Raw genomic sequence first — 20,975 nt, 5'->3', positions numbered from 1 at the left:
GGCAGGCGGGTCCTATGACCCGCCTGCCGTTTTTGTTGGGTCCGCTTGCGGGCTCCTGCTTCCGTCTCCAATCGGTTAAGCTATCGCCATGCGAATCCTTCTCGTCGAAGACGATCGTGAAACGGCCGCCTACCTCACCAAAGCGTTGAAGGAGGCCGGCCATGTGCCCGACCACGCCGCCGATGGCGAGGAGGGGGCGTTTCTGGCCGAGTCCAATCGCTATGACGTGCTGGTCGTCGACCGCATGCTTCCGAAGAAGGACGGTCTCTCACTGGTTTCGGAAGCGAGGGCCAAGGGCAACGACACGCCCGTCCTCATCCTGTCGGCGCTAGGCCAGGTCGATGATCGCGTCACCGGGCTGCGCGCTGGCGGCGACGATTATCTCGCCAAGCCCTACGCGTTCTCGGAACTTCTGGCGCGCGTCGAGGTCCTGGCTCGCCGCCGCAAGCCCGGCGAAGCGGAGACGATCCTGCGCGTCGGCGATTTGGAGCTTGACCGGCTGAGCCACACGGTTCGCCGCGGCAGCGCCGCCATTGCGCTCCAGCCGCGCGAGTTCCGCCTGCTTGAATATCTCATGAAGCACGCAGGGCAGGTCGTGACGCGGACCATGCTGCTGGAGAACGTCTGGGACTATCATTTCGATCCGCAGACCAACGTCATCGACGTTCACATCTCTCGACTGCGCTCCAAGGTCGACAAGGGCTATCCCGACCAACTCGTCCATACGGTTCGGGGCGCAGGATACATGATCCGTGACGGCGCTCGGTAAAGTCGTCCGCACCACCGCCTTCAAGCTTTCCGCGATCTATTTCGTGGTCTTTACGCTGTTCGCCGTAGTCTTTGTCGGCTGGATCTCGCGCGAGACTGACCGCATCCTGACGCAGCAGGTGAAGGATTCGATCGAGGCGGAGATCGGCGTCCTCGCCGATGAGGGGCTGAGTCGCGGCCTGACCGGCATCGTGGCTGCGATCGACCAGCGCAGCCGCGTCCCCGGCGCCAGCCTCTATGTCATCGCCGATTCGCAAGGTCGCGTCGTCGCCGGCAATGTGACCGAGGTCCCTCCCGCGCTACTGCAGCGTGGCGGGCTCGACCCAATCATCATTCCCTATAAGAGCCTCGACGATGAGAATGGGCCCAAGACCGCCATGGTTCAGGTCCTGCCGCTGCCGAACGGCCTGCGCCTGCTGGTCGGGCGCGATATCAGCGATATCGACCGCGTGCGCATGGTGGTCGCCAAGGCGATGTTCCTCGGCGTCGGCCTGTTGATCGTGCTGGCACTCGGGTCGTGGTTCTTCGTCAGCCGTCGTGTCTTGAAGCGGATCGATTCGATTTCGGCAGCTGGTCGTCAGATCATGGCAGGCGATCTTTCAGGCCGCCTCGAGGTGACCGGCAGCGGCGACGAATTCGACCGTCTGGCGCAGAGCCTCAATGCGATGCTCGATCGTATGGAGCATCTCTTCTACGGGCTGAAGGACGTTTCCGACAATATTGCCCATGATCTGAAAACGCCGCTGACGCGGTTGCGCACCCGGGTCGAGGCCACCCTCGCGGGGCCTGGGAACACCGAGGCCTATCGCGCGGCGCTCGAAGCGACGATCGACGAATCGGACCAGCTCATCCGCACCTTCAACGCACTCCTGATGATCGCGCGGATTGAAGCCGGTTCGCCCGACGGCGCCATGGGACCGATCGACCTTTCGCCGATCCTCGCCGATGTCGCCGAGTTCTATGAGCCGGTGGCCGAGGAATCCGAAGTGTTCCTCGCTCTGTCGCTGGAGGATCCGTTGCCGATCGCGGGAAATCGCGAACTGATCAGCCAGGCCATCGGCAATCTGGTCGACAATGCCATCAAATATGTTCGTAGCGGCGCCGCGCCCCCGACGTCGCCGCGCGTCGCGATCGCGGCCCGGCGGGAAGGCGACTGGATCGTCGTCACGGTGGCGGATAATGGCCCCGGCATCGCCGCCGAGGACCGGGAGCGTGTGCTTCAGCGTTTCGTGCGCCTCGAGAAAAGCCGCACCATGCCGGGAAGCGGTCTCGGCCTCAGTCTCGTCGACGCCGTGACAAGGCTCCATCATGGTGTCATATCGCTGGGAGATGCGAATCCCGGCCTTGTCGTGAACTTGAGGTTCCCGGTCCTGGCCTGAACCAAGCAGGGTGGCGATGCCGAGCCGCACCAAGTCGCGGGTCGCCGAAAGCGGCACAGTTCTGGCGGCGTTGATCGCTGCCGAGGTCCGGCCGCCGCGGGCGGTCCGGTTGAAGGCCGCCCTCAGCGCCATCCATGAAGCGGTGAAAGAGGCCGGCCGCCTTGCCGAATGGGAGGCGCTTGCCGCGCGCCATGCCGAGATTGCGCCATTCCTCGCCTCCGTCTTCGACGCTTCGCCCTTCCTGCGGGATACGGCGCTTGTCGATGTCGAACGGCTGCTGGCGGTCCTCGAAACGGATCCGGACCGCCGGTTCAGCGAACTCTGCGAGCGCGTCGCCGGGCTTTGGCGCGAAGGCGATGCTGAAGGTCTGATGGCGAGTCTCCGTAAGGCGCGGGCCGAGACGGCGCTCCTCGTCGGTCTCGCCGATCTTGGTGGCGTCTGGGACGTCGACCGGGTGACGGATGCGTTGACGCGGTTTGCCGAAGTCGCGGTGTCGTCCGCGGTGAACTTCCTCCTCGCGGAAGCCCACCAGGCTGGCGCCATCCACCTTCCGGATCCCGAGCGGCCCGCCGAGGGCTCAGGATGGATCCTGCTCGGCATGGGCAAGTTCGGCGCTGGCGAGCTGAATTATTCCAGCGATATCGATTTGATCGTCCTGTTCGATCCGGAGATCGCGCAGCTTGCCGACCCGAGCGAGTCGGTCAGCTTTTTCGTCAAGCTAACGCGGCGCTTGGTGAAGATACTCCAGGAGCGAACCGCGGACGGCTACGTCTTCCGAACGGATCTCCGGTTGCGCCCAGATCCCGGCTCCACTCCGCTCGCCGTCTCGACGCCGGCTGCCTTCCAGTACTACGAGGGCAGCGGCCAGAACTGGGAACGAGCGGCGATGATCAAGGCGGCACCGGTGGCTGGCGACATCGCGGCTGGCGAGGCTTTCTTGCACGAGCTCTCGCCGTTTATATGGCGCAAATATCTGGACTACGCGGCGATCGCCGACATCCATTCGATCAAGCGCCAGATCCACGATCATCGCGGTCACGAGACGATCGCGATTGCTGGACATAATATCAAGCTAGGGCGCGGCGGCATCCGTGAGATCGAATTTTTCGTGCAGACACAGCAACTGATCGCCGGGGGGCGGGATACTGAACTTCGCGGCCGGCGCACGCTCGATATGCTGGACGCGCTTGCCGGCAAGGGCTGGATCGAGCCTGGCGCGGCTGCGGATCTTGCGGAGGCCTATCGGGCGCTGCGGCGGGTCGAACATCGCCTCCAGATGATCCGCGACGAGCAGACCCATTCGTTGCCAGAGACCGATCAGGATCTCGATGACATCGCCAGGCTCTCCGGCTTTCGCACGGTTGCGGCGTTCGCCAAGGCGCTAACGGCGACGATGGAGCAGGTGCGCGACCATTATGTCCACCTGTTCGAATCCGCGCCGTCGCTTTCCTCGTCGATTGGCAGCCTGGTCTTCACCGGCGACGACGAGGACCCCGAAACCGTGTCGACGCTGGCGGGGATTGGCTACGTCAACCCGCGCGAAGTCAGCCGGACCATTCGCGGCTGGCATTTCGGTCGCTATCCCGCGATGCGCTCTGCGGCCGCGCGCGAGCGTTTGACCGAAATCACGCCGGTCCTGCTCGAAGCTCTCGCCACCACCGACAATGCCGATGCGGCGTTCAACGCCTTTGATCGATTTCTCGCTCGTCTTCCCGCCGGTGTGCAGCTCTTCTCGCTGCTCAGCTCCAATCCCGGCCTCCTGCGATTGCTGGCCGTGATCATGGGCACGGCGCCACATCTGGCCGAAGTGGTGACCGCCCGTCCCCATGTGCTCGATGCGGTGCTCGACCCTGCCTTCTTCGGCCGCCTTCCCGATCGCAAGACCCTCACAGCCCGTCTCGATGCGACGCTCGCCGAGGCCGGCGCGATCGAGGAGGCGCTCGACCGCGTCCGCATCTTCGGCAAGGAACAAGCATTCCTGATCGGCGTCCGCGTCATCGCAGGCACGATCGGGGCGCGGGCCGCCGGCTTTGCTTATGCCGAGCTTGCCGAGATCGTCGTCGCCCGGCTTCTGGCGGAGGTGCGCCAGACATTCGAGGCGGTGCACGGCAAGATGCAGGGCGGCCGCGTCGCGCTTCTCGCCATGGGCAAGCTCGGCGGCCGTGAGATGACCGCCGCGTCCGATCTCGACCTGCTGATGCTCTATGATTTTTCCGACGATGTGGTTGGCTCCGACGGCGTTCGGCCGCTTTCGGGCAGCCAATATTACGCGCGGCTGACACAAAGGCTGATCGCGGCGATTTCGGCGCCAACGGCCGAAGGATCGCTATACGCGGTCGATTTCCGCCTTCGCCCCTCCGGCAATGCCGGGCCGCTCGCCAGCCGTCTCGATGCGTTCACAGCCTATCAGGCCAAGGATGCCTGGACATGGGAGCACATGGCGTTGACGCGGGCACGAGCGATCGCCGGTGATCGCAGCCTGATCGTCGAGGTCGAAGCCGTCATTCGGTCGGTACTCTCGGCGCCGCGCGACCCGAAAAAAATAGCGCGCGATGTCCTCGACATGCGTGCGCTTCTGCAGACGGAAAAGCCTGCCGAGGGTCCGTGGGATCTCAAACATGCGCCGGGGGGCCTCGTGGATATCGAGTTCGTGGCGCAATATCTGCAGCTCGTTCACGGTGCCGAGCATCCGGAAGTGCTGGGCGTCGAGACGGAAGCCGTTCTCGCCGCCGCCTCTCGCGCCGGGCTGCTTCCCGCGAGCGAGGCGGCGGTCCTCCTGCCGGGGCTTAGCCTTTACCAGCGGCTCACCCAGATCATCCGGCTTTGCGTCGGCGGAAGTTTCAACGTCGCCGACGCGCCGCGCGGCTTGCCGGCCTTGCTGGCGCGGGCCGGCGAGCTTCCGGACTTCGCGACGCTCGACGCCCATCTGCGTATGACGCAGGAGGAGGTGCGCGCTGCCTTCGAGCGGATTATCGGGAAGGTTCCGCCGAAGCCCCGAGCCTGAGTGCGGCCCCGGCCGAAGCGCCGGTTGGCCTCGGTTCGACGTCATGCGGCGTCAATGGCAGGCGCACCGATACGATCGTTCCCTTGCCTTCCTGGCTGCGGATGCGCATCGCGCCACCGTGCAACTGGGCGAGCGAGCGCGTGATGGCGAGCCCCAGCCCCGAGCCCTTGTGGCTCTTGGTGAACTGGTTCTGCACCTGCTCGAACGGCCGCCCGAGCTTCTTGAGCGCATCGCGCGGGATGCCGACACCATTGTCCTCGATCGTGATCGTCACGGCGCCGCCGATCCGGCGCGCGCGCACATGCACCCGGCCACCTTCCGGCGTGAACTTCACCGCGTTGGACAGCAGGTTCAGAACCATCTGCTTGACCGCGCGGCGGTCGGCGGGCAGGCGCAGCTCGGGTTCCAGATCGGTTGCGATCGCCACCTTGCGGCCATCTGCTTCGGGACCCATGACGCGGGCTGCTTCGTCGATGATTTCGTTCAACTGCAGAGGTTCAAAATCGAGGGCGAGCCTCCCGGCTTCTATCCGAGCCATGTCGAGGACATCGTTGATGACGTTCAGCAGGAAGTTGCCGCTCTGGTGGATGTCCTGGCAATATTCCCGGTATTTCGGCGAGCCCAGTGGTCCGAACAGGCCGGACTGCATGATCTCCGAAAAGCCGATAATGGCGTTGAGCGGCGTGCGCAGCTCGTGGCTGATATTGGCCAGGAATTCCGACTTCGCACGGCTGGCGTCCTCGGCGCGGTCCTTTTCCTCGGCATATTTCTGAGCCAGCTCGACATTCTCGCGAGCCTGCTGCTCGAGCTTCTGCCGCGACAGGCGAAGATCGGCGATGGTCGCCATCAGCCTCCGCTCGCCGTCGATTAGCTTCTCCTCATGCCGCTTGATCGTGGTGATGTCGGTGCCGACCGACACGAAGCCACCATCCTTCGTACGGCGCTCGTTGATCTGCAGCCAACGCCCGTCATTGAGCTGCGCCTCGAACGAGCGGGCGCCTGCTTCGGGCCCGCCATCGCCTGGAACCTGCGAGCGGACGATCGGCTGGTTTCCAGCACCGACAACCTCGGAGTAGGGCGTGCCGACTGTCAGGACCGCGTCCGGAACGCCGTGCAGCTGTTGGTATTTGGAGTTGCACATGACCAGCCGGTTCTCGGCGTCCCAGAGGACGAAGGCTTCCGAGATCGTCTCGATCGCATCATGCAGGCGCAGATCCGCGGTTCGCGAATGCTCCGCCAGCTTCATCTGCTCCGTGACGTCGACCGCGATGCCGATGAGATGCGGCTCGGACGTGTCGGCATCGACAAGCTCGACGCGAACGCGCAGCCAGACATAACCCCCGCCAGCCTTGCGCATGCGGAACATGCGGTCGACCGTCGTCTCATTGGCCTCATAGAGCGCCTCGACCAGATCCATGAGGTCGCCATCCTCAGGATGGACCAGCGCGTTCACCTCGCCAAAGCCGAGCAGCGCGTCTCTCGGCGGCATGGCGACCAGCTCGAACATCGATTTGGACCAGAACAGCCGGCCGCGTGCGAGGTCCCAGTCCCAGAGACCGCAGCGTCCCCGGCGCAGGGCCGTATCGAACCGGTCATAGGTTTCGAGATAGATCCGGTCGGCCTGCTGAGCGCGTGCCGATTGCGCGAAATAGCCATAGAGGATCACCAGCAGGATCGCGGTAATTCCGACGAAGGCGGTGACGTTGACGGAAACTTCCGATCGCCAGCCAAGGAAGACCTCGGAGAGGGGAGCGACGACCGCCAGATAGCCGGAGCGTCCCTCGAGATGGCGCACGGTGGCCAGTGCGGCGGTGCCATCCTCCAGCGTCACCGTCATCACGCCGGCCCGGTCGCCGAAGATCACCATCGGCTGCGCGCCATCGACGATGTCGTTGAAGTCGCGGCCGGCTTCGGAGGACGATCGCGGCGCGTCGGCGATGATCCGCCCGGTCGGGTCGGTGATGAAGATGCGGCGGCCGTCGTCGAGCGCGCCCTCGGGAAGCGCGTCATCCAGCATATTCTGCAACGCCGTGGCATAGCGCGCGTCAGGCAGCCCGGCTTCGGCGTCGGTAAGCGTCCTCGAGAGGAGGGCCGCCACCAGCCCCATCGTTTCGCGCGCCTGATTCTCTCGATCGATGCGGGCTTCGTAGAGATGCGATCCACGCGAGATGGCGATGACGACAAGAAACAGGATGATGATGACGGGAATGCATCGACGCAGGATCGGCTCGGCGGCGAGGAGCTTTTCGTAGGTCGGCTGTGCGATCAGGCGCGCGTGGCCGCGGATCGGATCTTTATGACGAAAGAAGATCCTGCCAATCGACAAACGTTCACTGTCGGACGCACCGGCTGTTTCTGCCCGCGCCATTCCGGCCCCCTGATGTGTGCTGTGATCGGGGATACGCCCACGCCCGAATCACCCTCATTTGAATCGACGCGAATCGCGTTGTCTAGGGCGAATTAGGGTTTCGTTAATCATATTCGTTAACGAACGGCCGGGGCCTCCGCTGATGCGGCGCGCGCTCAGGCGAGCGTGCGCGTAACGATGTCCTGCGTGTCCGGCGAGAGGCGATCGGAAGCCGCGATCCGCCGCAACTGGGCCTCGGCTAGGCCCCGTCTGACGGGTTCCAGCGCCCGCCAGGACCGGAAGGCGATCAGCAATCGCGCGGCCGTCTGTGGGTTGCGGCGATCCAGATCGAGCACGAAATCGGCCAGGAAATCGAAGCCTGCGCCGTCCGCGCGGTTGAACTGCGTCGGATTGGAGCTGGAGAAGCCCCCTACCAGAGCCCGCACCCGATTGGGGTTCGAAAGGGCAAAGGCTGGATGGACGAGCAGCGTCTTCACGCGGTCGAGCGTCTCCAGCGCCGGGACGGTCGCTTCGAGCATCAACCATTTGTCGAGCACGAGAGCGTCGCCCTGGTAGCGCTCATAGAACGCCTCCAGCATGTGGCGGCGCTCGGCCAGAGCCGAGGCGGAAACGGCCGAGAGCGCAGCGAGGCGGTCGGTCATGTTGTCCGCCGTTTCGAATTGGTGCCTCGCCGCTGCGATGGCATCGGCTGCGCCCGAAGCCACCATGAGGTCGAGCAGGACATTGCGGAGCGCCCGGCGTCCGGCGTCGGCTGCGTCGGGGCTGTAGAGGCGGTGATCGTCAAAGGCGCGATATCGGTCGGCGAGACGTGCACCAAGGCCTCTCGTCACGCCGAGCCGAAGCTGGCGGCGGGCGGTTGCGATGGCATCGGGATCGACATCCTGGCCGATCTCCCGGGCGATGTCCGATTCACCTGGAATCTGCAGCACCTGTGCGCGGAAGGCCGGCTCGAGCGTCTCGTCTTCAAGTATCTCGGCGAGCGCGGAGACGAGGGTCGGGTCGACCTGGACATGACGCCCCTGTGCCGCGTCCGATGTGCCGGCGACAAGGGCGCGCATCGCCAATGTCTGCGCCGCCTGCCATCGATTGAAGGGATCCTTGTCGGCGCGGACCTGGAACAGGAGATCGTCGGACGACAGGTCTATGGCCAGTCGCACCGGCGCCGAGAACGCCCGCATGAGCGAGGGAACCGGCCGCGCCGCCACCTCGTGGAAGACGAAGGTCTGGGCCGGTTCCGTCATGTGGATGACATCGCCCTCGACCTTGCCGCCGGAGACGGTGCTGAAGTCGAGATCCTCACCATTGGGGCCGATCAGCCCGAAGCGCACTGGAATGTGCATCGACTTCTTGACGGGCTGGCCAGGGGTCGGCGGTACGTTCTGGGCGAGCGTCAGCCGATAGGATCGCGACGCCTCGTCATAATGCCCCTTGGCGACGATCTGCGGTGTGCCGGCCTGGGAATACCAGAGCTTGAACTGCGCGAGATCCGAGCCGGTCGTTTCGGAGAAGCAGGCCAGAAAATCCTCGATCGTCGCCGCGTCGCCGTCATGGCGCTCGAAATAGAGATCCATGCCGCGACGGAAGCCCTCCGCCCCGAGGATCGTTCTCAGCATGCGGACGACCTCCGCACCCTTCTCATAAACGGTCGGCGTGTAGAAGTTGCTGATTTCGTGATAGATTTCAGGCCGAACCGGATGGGCGAGGGGGCCTCCATCCTCGGGAAACTGGCGCGCCTGCAGCGTGCGGACATCGGCGATGCGCTTCACCGGACGGGAGCGCATGTCGGATGAGAATTCCTGGTCGCGAAAGACCGTCAGGCCTTCCTTGAGGCAGAGCTGAAACCAGTCGCGGCAGGTGATCCGATTGCCGGTCCAGTTGTGGAAATATTCGTGCGCGATCACGCCCTCGACATTGGCGTAGTCGATGTCGCTCGCCGTATCGGGGTCAGCAAGGACGTATTTGTCGTTGAAAATGTTGAGACCCTTGTTCTCCATCGCCCCCATGTTGAAATCCGACACGGCGACGATGATGAAGATGTCGAGGTCGTATTCGAGTCCGAAGACGTCTTCATCCCACTTCATGGAGCGCTTCAGCGCGTCCATGGCATAGGTGCAGCGGGCCTCCTTGCCGTGCTCGCAATAAATGCGCAATTCGACTGGCTTGCCGGAACGGGTCGTAAATCTGTCGGTGAGGACGCCAAGATCGCCGGCGACGAGGGCGAAGAGGTAGGACGGTTTGGGAAACGGATCGTGCCAGATTGCATAGTGGCGGGTCGTGCCGGGAATGTCGCCGCTCTCGCCGGGATTGCCGTTGCCAAGCAGGATCGGCGCATCGGCCTTCTCGGCTTCGATGCGCGTCGTATAAACGGCGAGCACATCCGGTCGGTCGAGGAAATAGGTGATCCGTCGGAAGCCTTCCGCCTCGCACTGCGTGCAATAGTTGCCGTTGGTCCGATACAGGCCCATCAGCTTGGTGTTGGCGGAAGGGTCGATCTCGGTCTCGATCTCCAACTCGAATGGAGTGTTCGGAACGTCGCGAACAGAGAGCGATGACGGCAGCGCCGTGAACCGCGAAGCGGGCAGGGGGAGGCCGTCCAGCTTCAGGCCCTTGAGCAGGATTTCGTCGCCCACGAGTTCGAGCCGGCCGGAAGCCGCATCGGCCGTATTCGGACGGATCGACAGCCGTGCCGTGACCCGGGTTGCCGAAGGCGAAAGGCGGAAATCGAGGTCGACACGGTCGATCGTGAACGCGGGCGGGCGGTAGTCCTCCAGCCGGAACGGCGCGGATTCGCTCTTCATGGGCGGTCTCCCGGTAGCTCCGGCATTGGTTTGCCGGTTCGTTCTGTTCCTATCTATCTTCTATTGGCTCCCCCTGCCTACCGCTACTAGCGGACGACTATAGCCACAGTTCAGAATTCGTCCGGGAGAACGTCGATCGACAATCCGTCTTCCGGAGCCCGTGCTCCATGGCGGACGCCGTTCCGGCTCCCGCTTGCGTTGCCTACCTCATTTTCTGATGCTATTGCATCACGCGGGAGGAACTCTCGTGGCCAAGACGACGCTGCAAGACGTCGCGCGAGAGGCTGGCGTGAGCCTCGCGACCGTGGATCGCGTGCTGAATGGCAGGACGGGCGTTCATGTCCGTACCATCGAGCGCGTTCAAGCTGCGATCGAAAGGCTCAACTACCAGCCGGATCGCCTCGCTTCGCGGCTGGCCCGCGGGCGGGACTATCGATTCGAAATCGTTCTGCCGACCGGCGCCAACGAATTCATGCGCATGCTCGAGGCCGAATTCCGCTCGACTGCCGATCGCTATGTGCAGGAGCGCGTGCGTCTCGCCGTCACTCATGTCGACGTCTTTGACGGGGAGGCGCTGGCTGCGGCGCTCGAGCGCCTGCCGGCGGATATTGACGGCGTCGCCGTCGTCGCGCTGGATCACCCCGCCGTCAGCGAGGCGGTCAACGGGATCGTCGAGCGTGGCGTCCCTGTCGTCACGTTGGTGTCCGACCTTCCCGGAACCAAGCGCGCCCATTTCGTCGGCATCGACAATTACGCCGCCGGACGCACCGCAGCGACGCTGCTCGGCCGCTTCCTCGGCCATCGCAGCGGCAAGGTCGGCCTGATCGCCGGCTCGTTGTCGCTGCGCGACCATATCGAGCGCCAATATGGCTTCGAGCAGGTGATCGCGCGCGAATATCCCGACCTCATGCTGCTCCCTTTGCGGGAAGGGCGGGACGATGACGCGCAGGTGCACGATGTTGGGCGCGCCCTTCTCGCCGAGCATGGCGATCTCGTCGGCATTTACAATGTTGGGGCCGGAACGCCGGGCATCGTGGCGGCGCTGGAGGAATCCGGCCGGGCGCGGGAGATCGTGTTCATCGCGCATGAACTGACCCCGTTCAATCGCCGCCATCTCGTCCGCGGGACGATCGACGCGATTCTCAACCAGGACCCTGGGCATATGGCGCGCAGCGCCGCGCGCACCCTGCTTGCCCTTCGAGAGGCGGTGCCGATCGTGCCCGGCCAGGAGCGCATCCGCATCGATATCTTCGTCCGGGACAATGTCCCGTGACGACCAGGAGACACGCCGCAGAATTGCCGGCGACAAACACAAGCCATTGTTCTTGAAGGAGGAAATACATGAAGACGATCAAAGGTCCCGCCATCTTCCTCGCCCAGTTCGCGGGCGACGCGGCGCCGTTCAATTCCTTTGACGCGATCTGCGGCTGGGCCGCTTCGCTCGGCTATAAGGGCGTCCAGATTCCGACCTGGGACAGCCGCCTGATCGATCTGAACAAGGCGTCAGACTCCAAGGATTACTGCGACGAACTCGCCGGCACGGCCGCGAGCCATGGACTGGCGATCACCGAGCTTTCCTCGCATATCATCGGCCAGCTGGTCGCCGTTCATCCGGTCTATGACGAGCTGATGGACGGCTTCGCGGTGCCGGCGGTGCGCGGCAATCCGACGGCCCGCCAGGAATGGGCGGTCGACCATCTGAAGCGCTGCGCCCGGGCATCGAAGAATCTCGGCCTCAAGGCGCATCCGACCTTCTCCGGCGCGCTCGCCTGGCCATTCCTCTATCCGTTCCCGCAGCGTCCGGCCGGCCTGGTCGAGGAGGCGTTCGCTGAACTCGGCCGCCGCTGGACGCCGATCCTGGATGTGTTTGAGGAGAACGGCGTCGATGTCGCCTATGAGATCCATCCGAGCGAGGATCTCCATGACGGCATCACCTTCGAGATGTTCCTCGCCGAGGTGAAGAACCATCCGCGCGCCAATCTGCTCTACGATCCCTCGCACTTCGTGCTGCAGCAGCTCGACTATCTCGACTACATCGACATTTATCACGAGCGCATCAAGGCGTTTCATGTGAAGGACGCCGAGTTCAACCCCACCGGCCGCCAGGGCGTCTATGGCGGCTATCAGAGCTGGGTCAACCGCGCCGGCCGCTTCCGTTCGCTCGGCGACGGTCAGGTCGATTTCGGCGCGATCTTCTCCAAGCTCACCGCCTATGACTATGGCAGCTGGGCCGTGCTCGAATGGGAATGCGCGCTGAAGCATCCCGAAGATGGCGCGCGCGAGGGCGCCGAGTTCATCGCGGCGCATATCATCCGCGTCACCGAGCGGGCTTTCGACGATTTCGCCGACGCAGGCACCGACGCGGCGGCCAACCGCCGTATCCTCGGTATTGCGTGAAGAAAGGAACAGAACCGATGGCTATCGAAGGCAGCAAGGAAGAGGCGGCTGCTGGGCGGATTCGCCTCGGCATGGTCGGCGGCGGGCGGGGGGCCTTTATCGGCGCCGTCCACCGGATCGCGTCGCGCATCGACGATCAATATGAACTGGTGGCCGGCGCGCTCTCGGCCGAGCCGGAAAAGGCAAAGGCCTCGGCGGCCGATATCGGTATTGCGCCGGACCGCTCCTATGGCTCCTTCGCCGAAATGGCGAAGGCCGAGGCGGCGCGCTCCGACGGCATCGAGGCGGTGGCGATCGTGACGCCGAATCATATGCATGCCCCGGCGGCGAAGGCGTTTCTCGAAGCCGGCATCCACGTCATCTGCGACAAGCCGCTGACGACAACCGTCGCCGAGGCCGAGGAACTCGTGTCGCTGGTGAAGAAGTCCGGCAAAGTCTTTGCCGTGACTCACAATTACACCGGTTATCCGATGATCCGGCAGGCGCGGGCCATGGTCGAGGCGGGAGAGTTGGGCGAGATCCGTCTCGTCCAGGCCGAGTATCCGCAGGACTGGCTGACGGAAAAGGCCGAGGCGTCCGGCTCCAAGCAGGCCGAGTGGCGGACCGACCCGAAGCGTTCGGGCGCCGGCGGCTGCATCGGCGATATCGGCACGCACGCCTACAACCTCGCCTGCTTCGTATCGGGGCTCGAACTCGACCAGCTTCTCGCCCAGCTCACGACCTTCGTTCCCGGGCGCTTGCTCGACGATGACGTGCAGATCCTGCTGCGCTGGAAGGGCGGCGCTCGCGGGATGATTTGGGCGAGCCAGGTCGCGGTCGGCAACGAGAACGGCCTGAAGCTGCGTGTCTATGGCACCAAGGGCGGGCTGGAATGGACGCAGGCCGACCCGAACTATCTCTGGTTCACCAAATTCGGCGAACCGAAGCAGTTGCTGACCCGCGGCGGTGCCGGCGCCTGGCCGGAGGCGGCCCGCGTCACGCGGGTTCCGGGCGGTCACCCGGAGGGCTATCTCGAAGGCTTCGCCAACATCTACACGGAAGCGGCACGAGCGATCGTCGCCGCCCGTTCCGGCAAGGCCGTGGATGCCGACGTGATTTTCCCGACGGTCGAGGACGGGCTCAAGGGCATGCGGTTCATCGATGCCGCGGTGAAATCCTCCGAGGGGGGGAACGTCTGGACCAAGGCCTGAACATAGGCGTCTGCCGATGCCGAAAGGCTTTGCCAAAAGGAAAGGGGCGCTTCGGCGCCCTTTTTGCTGCGCACAAAATTTAGTGAAATGACCATCGCACTGCAGCACAAAATGGCAGAAATAGGCCATTGCTTTGTTTAGTAAAATGGCTATCACTAAACATAATCACTAAACAGACGCCGGAATGAACCGGCGCCGGAGGGATTTTCCATTCACCTGCCCAGGATTGCCGGAGGAGGCGATTCACGCGGACGCGCGGTCCTTTGCGCGATGTCTCGGCATGGGCATTTCCGGGAGGGACTCATGAGGAAGCTTCTGACGATCGCCGCCGCGCTCGGCGCCGCAGCTATTGCGGCCGGAGCGCCGGTTGGCGCCGCCCATGCGGCGGACAAGTCGCTCACACTTTGCTGGGCGGCCTGGGATCCGGCCAATGCATTGGTTGAGCTGTCGAAGGATTTCACCAAGGAATCCGGCATCGACATGAAGTTCGAGTTCGTCCCGTGGACGAGCTATGCGGACCGCTTCCTCAACGAGCTCAACTCGAAGGGCAAACTGTGCGATCTGATCATCGGCGACAGCCAGTGGATCGGCGGCGCGGCGGAGAATGGTCACTACGTCAAGCTGAACGACTTCTTCGAGAAGAACAACATCTCGATGGATGACTTCCTGCCGGCCACCGTGGTCGGCTATGCCGAATGGCCGAAGAACACGCCGAATTACTGGGCGCTGCCGGCGATGGGCGATGTCGTCGGCTGGACCTATCGCAAGGACTGGTTCTCGAAGCCGGAACTGCAGAAGGAATTCAAGGAGAAATACGGCTGGGATCTCGACGCGCCCAAGACCTACGACCAGCTGAAGCAGATTGCCGAGTTCTTCCAGGGCCGCGAGATCGACGGCAAGAAGGTTTACGGCGCCGCCATCTATACCGAGCGCGGCTCGGAAGGCATCACGATGGGCGTCACCAACGTCCTCTATGACTGGGGCTTCGAATACCAGAACCCCGACAAGCCCTACGACATGCAGGGCTTCGTGAATTCGCCCGAGGCAGCGAAAGGTCTGGAGTTCTACAAGAGCCTCTATAATTGCTGCACGCCTCCCGGCGCCTCGAACTGGTACATGGCCGAGGATGCCGACGCCTTCAAGTCGGGCCAGGTGGCGATGCAGATGAACTTCGCCTTTACCTGGCCGGGGCTCTACAAGGACCCGAATGTCGGTGGCGACAAGATCGGCTTCTTTACCAATCCGGCCGAGAAGAAGCACTTCGCCCAGCTCGGCGGCCAGGGTATCTCCGTCGTGTCCTATTCGGACAAGCGGGACGACGCGCTCTCCTACATCAAGTGGTTCGTGAAACCCGAGGTGCAGGCGAAATGGTGGTCGCTTGGCGGCTATTCCTGCGCCAAGTCCGTGCTGGAAGCGCCAGACTTCGTGAAGAGCGCGCCCTATGCATCGACCTTCCTCGAATCCATGGCCATCGTGAAGGATTTCTGGGCGGAGCCGGTCTACGCCCAGCTGCTCCAGGCCATGCAGAAGCGCGTCTCCGACTACGTCATCGCCGATCAGGGCACGGCTCAGGAGGCGCTCGACAAGCTCGTCGCCGACTGGACGCAGGTCTTCGAGGACGAAGGCAAACTGTAGAAGCCGGCGCGACTGGCGCCATGCTCCGGGGGGCTTGCCTCCCGGAGACTTCGGAAGAGGGGGCCTCCCCCAGGCGGCATGGTCCGCTAGGACGGCCCCGCCTGCAGCCGCGGACTGACGATGCCGGATCCCCATTCGATGAGCGAAGCCTCGACCTCTCTGAAGCTGGCCGACCGGGCCGCGCGAGTGACGCCGGATGGCGTGGCGAAGCCGATCCGGGGCCTGTCGGATCGGGCCATCGCCTGGTTCTTCATCGGACCGACCATCCTGCTGCTCCTCGCCATCAATATCTTCCCGCTGATCTGGACGATCTACCTTTCCTTCACGAACTACCGCGCCAACAAGCCGAATGCGGACGTGAAGATGGTCGGTCTGCAATGGTATCAAAAGATACTGACGGACAGCGACGTCTGGCTCGCGATGCAGACGACAGCCCATTTCGTCGTCTGGACGATCGTCGTCGAAACGGTGCTCGGCTTCGGCCTGGCCTGGCTCATCGACAAGAAGTTCCGCGGCCATGGAATCTGGACGACGGTGATCCTGATCCCGATGATGCTGTCGCCCGCCGTCATCGGCAATTTCTGGACGTTTCTCTACCAGCCGCAGAGTGGCCTGTTCAATTACGGCGTCTCGTTCCTGACCGGCATTGATCCGTCGTCCTTCCAGATGCTCGGCTCCGTCACGCTGTCGCCCTGGGCGATCGTGATCGTCGATGCCTGGATGTGGACGCCCTACGTCATGCTGATCTGCCTCGCCGGGCTGCGCTCGATCCCCGATTACATCTACGAGGCAGCCGAGGTCGACCGCGCCTCGCCCTGGCGCCAGTTCTGGTCGATCACGGTGCCGATGGCGCTGCCCTTCATCATGCTCGCCGTGCTCTTTCGCGGCATCGAGAACTTCAAGATGTTCGACATGGTCAATCTCCTGACCGGCGGCGGACCCGGCTCGACCACCGAGGTCGTGTCGATCACGCTGAAGCGACAGGCCTTCGAAAGCTGGCGCACCGGCTATTCCTCGGCGCTCGCCATCATCCTCTTCGTGACCGTCTTCGGCCTCGCCAACATCTATGTGAAGGCGCTCAACCGGGTGAAACAGAGATGAGCGACCTGGCCCAAGCCCATTCCGTCGTCGCGCCCTCCACGACGACGCGCCGCATCGCCGGCGCGCTGGTGATCACCTATGCGCTGATCACCATGATCCCGCTGCTCTGGATCGTCGCGACGAGCTTCAAGACGCCGCCAGATTCCATCGCCTATCCGCCGAAGATCGTCTTCACGCCGTCGCTGGAAGGCTACGTCAATCTGTTCACGACGCGCACACGCCAGTCGCCGGAAGTTCTCGCAACGCTGCCGCCGCCGACCGCCTGGTATGACAAGCTGGTGCGCTCGCGCAATATGGTCATCGCCGGGCCGTCCAACGTCATTCCTCGCTTCGTCAACTCGATCATCATCGCTTTCGGCTCGACCTTCCTCGCGGTCTTTCTCGGAACGCTTTCGGCTTACGGCTTTTCGCGCTTCCGCGTGCCGCTCAAGGACGATCTGCTGTTCTTCATCCTGTCGACGCGGATGATGCCGCCGATCGCCGTCGCGATCCCGATCTATCTCATGTATCGCGAGCTTGGCCTGACCGACACCAAGCTCGGCATGATCCTGCTCTATACGGCCGTAAACGTTTCGCTCGCCGTGTGGCTGCTCAAGGGCTTCATCGACGAGATCCCGCGCGAATATGAGGAAGCGGCCATGATCGACGGCTATACGCGGCTGCAGGCCTTCCGCAAGGCCGTGCTGCCGCAGGCGGCGACCGGCATCGCCGCGACCGCGATCTTCTGCCTGATCTTCGCCTGGAACGAATATGCCTTCGCGGTGCTGCTGACCTCCGGCAATGCGCAGACCATGCCGCCCTTCATCCCCTTCATCATCGGCGAGGGCGGGCAGGATTGGCCGGCCGTCGCGGCGGCGACGACCCTGTTCGTGATCCCGATCCTCGTCTTCACCATCCTGCTTCGGAAGCACCTGCTGCGCGGCATCACCTTTGGAGCGGTGCGGAAATGAGCGAACAGATCGAAGCGGTTCCGCGTGCCTCACTTCTTTCCCGGTTCCTGCGCCTTCGCCGGGGGCCGTGGGAGAATCTGGCGACCGTCCTGATCGGCCTTGGCGTCGTCATGCTGATGCAACCCTTCTCGGCGATCGCCTATGCCTATTCCTTCGTCACGATCCTGGCGGGCACCTTGCTGTTCGCGATCGTCAGCCATTTTCCGGAGTAGAGCATGGCCGAGATCCGGGTCGAGAACGTCCAGAAGAGCTTCGGCGCCTTTACCGCGGTAAAGGGGTCGACCTTTACCATCGAGGACGGCGAGTTCTTCGTCATGCTCGGGCCGTCGGGTTGCGGCAAGACAACGACGCTCAGGATGATCGCGGGGCTCGAATTGCCGACTTCCGGCAAGATCTTGCTCGGCGGCGAGGATGTCACCTTCAACCGCGCGGCGGCGCGCGATATCGCCTTCGTCTTCCAGCTTTTCGCGCTCTATCCGCATATGAATGTGCGGCAGAACATCGGCTTTCCGCTAAAGTGCCAGGGCATGCCGGGCGCAGAGATCCGCAAGGCGGTGGACGAAGCGGCGCGACTGCTCAGGATCGACCATCTGCTGAATCGCTCTGTCTCGGGCCTCGCCGGCGGTGATCGCCAGCGCGTCGCGCTCGGCCGGTGCATCGTCCGCCGTCCCAAGGCCTTCCTGATGGACGAGCCGCTCGGCACGCTCGACACCGAGTTCCGCGACCTCATGGTCCGGGAACTGCGGGAACTGCATAACCGCATCGGCGCCACCACCGTCTATGTGACGCATGACCAGCTCGAGGCTATGGCGATGGCGGACAAGATCGCCGTGATGAACCACGGCGTCATCGAGCAGTTCGGCCGGCCGCAGGAAATCTACGATCGCCCGGCAACGATGTTCGTCGCCGATTTCCTCGGCTCGCCGCCGATGAATTTCCTCACCTTTGAAGGTGCTGTGGCGACCGGCCAGCAGGCCGTTCGGATCAACGGCGCCGATATCGCGCTTCCCGAACTGCGCGAGGATCGCGCCGCGGGCGAACTGGCGCTAGGCGTCCGGCCCGAACATATACGCTTCGACGACGCGTCGGCCTTGCGGGGCCAGGTATTCGGCGCCGAATATCTCGGTACCACGCAGATCGTTGCGGTCGAGACCGCCCATGGCCCGATCAAGGCCAGGCTCCCGGCCGACCGGGTCGTGAGAACCGGGGAGACGGTCGGCCTCGCCTTTCGCTCGCAGAACCTCTCGCTGTTCGACCGGAAGTCCGGACGGGCGATCCGTTCCGCTTTGCTGGAGGGGAGCCGTCATGGCTGATGTCACCATCGAGAGCGTCACCAAGTGTTTCGGCACGACGACGGCGCTCGCCAATCTTCACCTGGAGATCGCCAATGGCGAATTCGTCGTGCTGCTCGGGCCGACCGGCGCCGGCAAGACGACGACGCTCCGTCTCGTCGCCGGTCTGGAACGCCCGGACGAAGGCACGATCCGGATAGACGGGCGCGATGTTACCAAGCTCGAACCATCGGCGCGCGATGTCACCTTCGTCTTCCAGCAATATTCCCTCTACCCGCATCTGTCCGTCTACGACAACCTTGCCTTTCCGTTGCGCTCGCCGCAGCGCCGGGTGGCGGAGGAGGAGATCCGCCGCCGCGTCGAGGAGGTGGCAGGGCTGCTGCGCATTGCTCACAAGCTTCAGAACCGCGCGACCAAACTATCCGGCGGCGAGATGCAACGCGTCGCGATCGGCAGGGCCCTGGTGCGGCGGCCGACGATCTATCTGATGGACGAGCCGCTCTCCTCGCTCGACGCCAAATTAAGGTCGGATCTGCGGCTGGAGCTGAAGCGCATCCAGCAGCAACTGGGCGCCACCGTCCTCTATGTGACGCACGACCAGATCGAGGCGATGACGTTGGCGAGCCGGATCGGCGTGCTCGATCGGGGAACATTGGTCCAGATCGGCACGCCGCGCGAGATTTATGAGCGGCCCGCCAATACCTATGTTGCGGCCCGGCTCGGCCAGCCGGCAATCAACCTATTTCCCGAAGGACTGGTGCCAGCCGGGACGACACCGGCAGGCGCCAAGACGGTCGGCGCGAGGACGGAGCATTTCCGCATCGAGAAGGCGCAGGCTTCGGCGGCCAATGCGCAGGTCGAATGGATTGAGCATCTCGGCGACCAGAATCATCTGCATGTGCGGATTGGCGAGAAGAAGCTGACCACGCTGGTGGACCCGGAAAGCGAGCTTGTCGCCGGCGACGCGGTTGCGCTCTCCCTGGTCGATCCGCTCTATTTCGATGCAACAGGGAATCGGATCGAGGGCCGGGCGGCATGATCGACGAAACGAAGAGACGGGCGCTGATCATAGCGATGGCGAAATCCATGACGGATCACGCCGAGGAGTTGACCGCACTCGACCAGGCGATCGGCGACGGCGACCACGGCCTCAACATGAAGCGCGGCTTCGACGCCGTGCAGGCCGACAAGGACGTCATCGCGGGCAAGGCGTTGCCGGATGCGCTGAAGGCGCTCGGCACAACGCTGGTGATGAAGGTCGGCGGCGCTTCCGGGCCGCTCTACGGCACGCTGGCCATGGCGCTCGGCAAGGAATTGTCCGCCGACCCGTCCAGGGCCGATCTCGCCCGCGCCCTGCGTTCCGCGATCGTGGCCGTGAAGGCGCGCGGCAAGTCGGAGAGCGGGCAGAAGACGATGCTCGACGTGCTGGAGCCGGTGGCGGCGGCGCTCGAGACCGGTGCCGATCCGGTGGCGGCCGCCGACGCAGCTGCCGAGGCAACCGTGCCGATGAAGGCGATCCGCGGCCGGGCCTCCTTCCTCGGCGACCGGTCGATCGGCCATATGGACCCCGGCGCGCGGTCGAGCGCTTTGCTTGTCGCCGCCATCAGCAAGGCTTTGGACACAACAGCATGAGCGGCCAGAACAAGCGTGAGCCGAACGGCAATGTCGGCATCGTCATCGTTTCCCATTCGCCCGACGTGGCCAAGGGAACGGCGGAGATGGTGCGGCAGATGGTCGGCGAGGAAGTGCCGCTCGCCTTTTGCGGCGGCAATCCCGATGGCGGCCTCGGGACTAGTGTCGAGGCGATCCTCGCCGCGATCGACCGCGCCTGGTCGGATGCGGGGGTCGCGATCCTGGTCGATCTCGGCGGCGCCGAGACCAATAGCGAGATGGCGATCGAGATGCAGCCGGAAGAGCGCGCCGGCAAAATCGTTGTCTGCAATGCACCGATTGTCGAGGGTGCCGTCATCGCGGCGACAGAGGCCTCTGGCGGCGCATCGCTCGATACGGTACGGCGCACAGCCGAAGAACTGTCGCCTGCCTGAGGTCCGGCGACCCGGCGGACAAGTGGAAGGAAATCGTGATGACGGACC

General features: G+C 64.0%; 16 protein-coding genes. 14 read left to right on the top strand and 2 right to left on the bottom strand.

All coding sequences use genetic code 11. From position 1 onward, the window contains the following. Positions 1-88: 88 nt before the first annotated feature. Genes OSH05_RS01095 through OSH05_RS01085 form a run of 3 tightly spaced genes read left to right on the top strand, consistent with a single transcriptional unit; the run spans position 89 to position 5,151 of the window. Entirely contained in the window at positions 89-769 is a 681-nt protein-coding gene (locus OSH05_RS01095) for a response regulator transcription factor (RefSeq protein WP_104218434.1), read from the top strand. Beyond that, positions 753-2,147 carry a sensor histidine kinase gene (locus OSH05_RS01090; RefSeq protein ID WP_104218433.1) on the top strand — a complete coding sequence of 465 codons (1,395 nt, stop codon included), beginning with the start codon at positions 753-755 and terminating at the stop codon, positions 2,145-2,147. Before OSH05_RS01095 ends, OSH05_RS01090 begins: the two co-directional genes overlap by 17 nt. Before the next feature lie 16 nt (positions 2,148-2,163). Beyond that, entirely contained in the window at positions 2,164-5,151 is a 2,988-nt protein-coding gene (locus OSH05_RS01085; protein WP_104218805.1) for a bifunctional [glutamine synthetase] adenylyltransferase/[glutamine synthetase]-adenylyl-L-tyrosine phosphorylase, read from the top strand. Here the strand turns inward: OSH05_RS01085 and OSH05_RS01080 are convergent. Continuing rightward, on the bottom strand, positions 5,117-7,519 hold the full coding sequence (locus tag OSH05_RS01080; RefSeq protein ID WP_165801540.1) for an ATP-binding protein: 2,403 nt from the start codon (positions 7,517-7,519) through the stop codon (positions 5,117-5,119). The genes OSH05_RS01085 and OSH05_RS01080 overlap by 35 nt on opposite strands. A 155-nt stretch (positions 7,520-7,674) precedes the next feature. Further along, complete coding sequence (gene pepN / locus OSH05_RS01075) at positions 7,675-10,317, bottom strand: aminopeptidase N (protein ID WP_104218432.1); 2,643 nt, start codon at positions 10,315-10,317, stop codon at positions 7,675-7,677. 217 nt (positions 10,318-10,534) lie between these two features. Between pepN and OSH05_RS01070 the strand changes: the two genes are divergently transcribed. From OSH05_RS01070 to dhaM, 11 genes are all read left to right on the top strand, one after another. Next, positions 10,535-11,590 carry a LacI family DNA-binding transcriptional regulator gene (locus OSH05_RS01070; RefSeq protein ID WP_104218431.1) on the top strand — a complete coding sequence of 352 codons (1,056 nt, stop codon included), beginning with the start codon at positions 10,535-10,537 and terminating at the stop codon, positions 11,588-11,590. A gap of 68 nt (positions 11,591-11,658) precedes the next feature. Then, a complete protein-coding gene (locus OSH05_RS01065; protein ID WP_104218430.1) occupies positions 11,659-12,714 on the top strand; it encodes a sugar phosphate isomerase/epimerase family protein in 1,056 nt (351 codons plus the stop codon). 17 nt (positions 12,715-12,731) lie between these two features. Beyond that, complete coding sequence (locus OSH05_RS01060; protein ID WP_104218429.1) at positions 12,732-13,904, top strand: Gfo/Idh/MocA family protein; 1,173 nt, start codon at positions 12,732-12,734, stop codon at positions 13,902-13,904. Between the two features lie 303 nt (positions 13,905-14,207). Next, positions 14,208-15,539, top strand: a complete 1,332-nt coding sequence (locus OSH05_RS01055) for an ABC transporter substrate-binding protein (RefSeq protein ID WP_104218428.1) — start codon at positions 14,208-14,210, stop codon at positions 15,537-15,539. Between the two features lie 138 nt (positions 15,540-15,677). Further along, positions 15,678-16,640, top strand: coding sequence for a carbohydrate ABC transporter permease (locus tag OSH05_RS01050; protein ID WP_104218427.1), 963 nt, complete (start codon positions 15,678-15,680; stop codon positions 16,638-16,640). Next, positions 16,637-17,590, top strand: coding sequence for a carbohydrate ABC transporter permease (locus OSH05_RS01045; RefSeq protein WP_104218426.1), 954 nt, complete (start codon positions 16,637-16,639; stop codon positions 17,588-17,590). Before OSH05_RS01050 ends, OSH05_RS01045 begins: the two co-directional genes overlap by 4 nt. Further along, entirely contained in the window at positions 17,587-17,802 is a 216-nt protein-coding gene (locus OSH05_RS01040) for a hypothetical protein (RefSeq protein WP_104218425.1), read from the top strand. Before OSH05_RS01045 ends, OSH05_RS01040 begins: the two co-directional genes overlap by 4 nt. 3 nt (positions 17,803-17,805) lie before the next feature. Continuing rightward, entirely contained in the window at positions 17,806-18,903 is a 1,098-nt protein-coding gene (locus tag OSH05_RS01035) for an ABC transporter ATP-binding protein (protein ID WP_104218424.1), read from the top strand. After that, positions 18,896-19,921: an ABC transporter ATP-binding protein gene (locus OSH05_RS01030; protein ID WP_104218423.1), complete on the top strand. Its 1,026-nt coding sequence runs from the start codon at positions 18,896-18,898 to the stop codon at positions 19,919-19,921. Before OSH05_RS01035 ends, OSH05_RS01030 begins: the two co-directional genes overlap by 8 nt. Then, positions 19,921-20,514 carry a dihydroxyacetone kinase subunit DhaL gene (gene dhaL, locus OSH05_RS01025; protein ID WP_104218804.1) on the top strand — a complete coding sequence of 198 codons (594 nt, stop codon included), beginning with the start codon at positions 19,921-19,923 and terminating at the stop codon, positions 20,512-20,514. The genes OSH05_RS01030 and dhaL overlap by 1 nt, the downstream gene beginning before the upstream one ends. Continuing rightward, the gene (gene dhaM / locus OSH05_RS01020; RefSeq protein ID WP_104218422.1) at positions 20,511-20,927 is read left to right on the top strand and encodes a dihydroxyacetone kinase phosphoryl donor subunit DhaM; all 417 of its coding nucleotides are present in this window, start codon (positions 20,511-20,513) and stop codon (positions 20,925-20,927) included. Before dhaL ends, dhaM begins: the two co-directional genes overlap by 4 nt. Positions 20,928-20,975 lie beyond the last annotated feature (48 nt).

This window comes from Kaistia algarum (assembly GCF_026343945.1).
GTDB lineage: Bacteria > Pseudomonadota > Alphaproteobacteria > Rhizobiales > Kaistiaceae > Kaistia > Kaistia algarum.
This window is presented reverse-complemented; position numbering and strand designations above follow the sequence as displayed.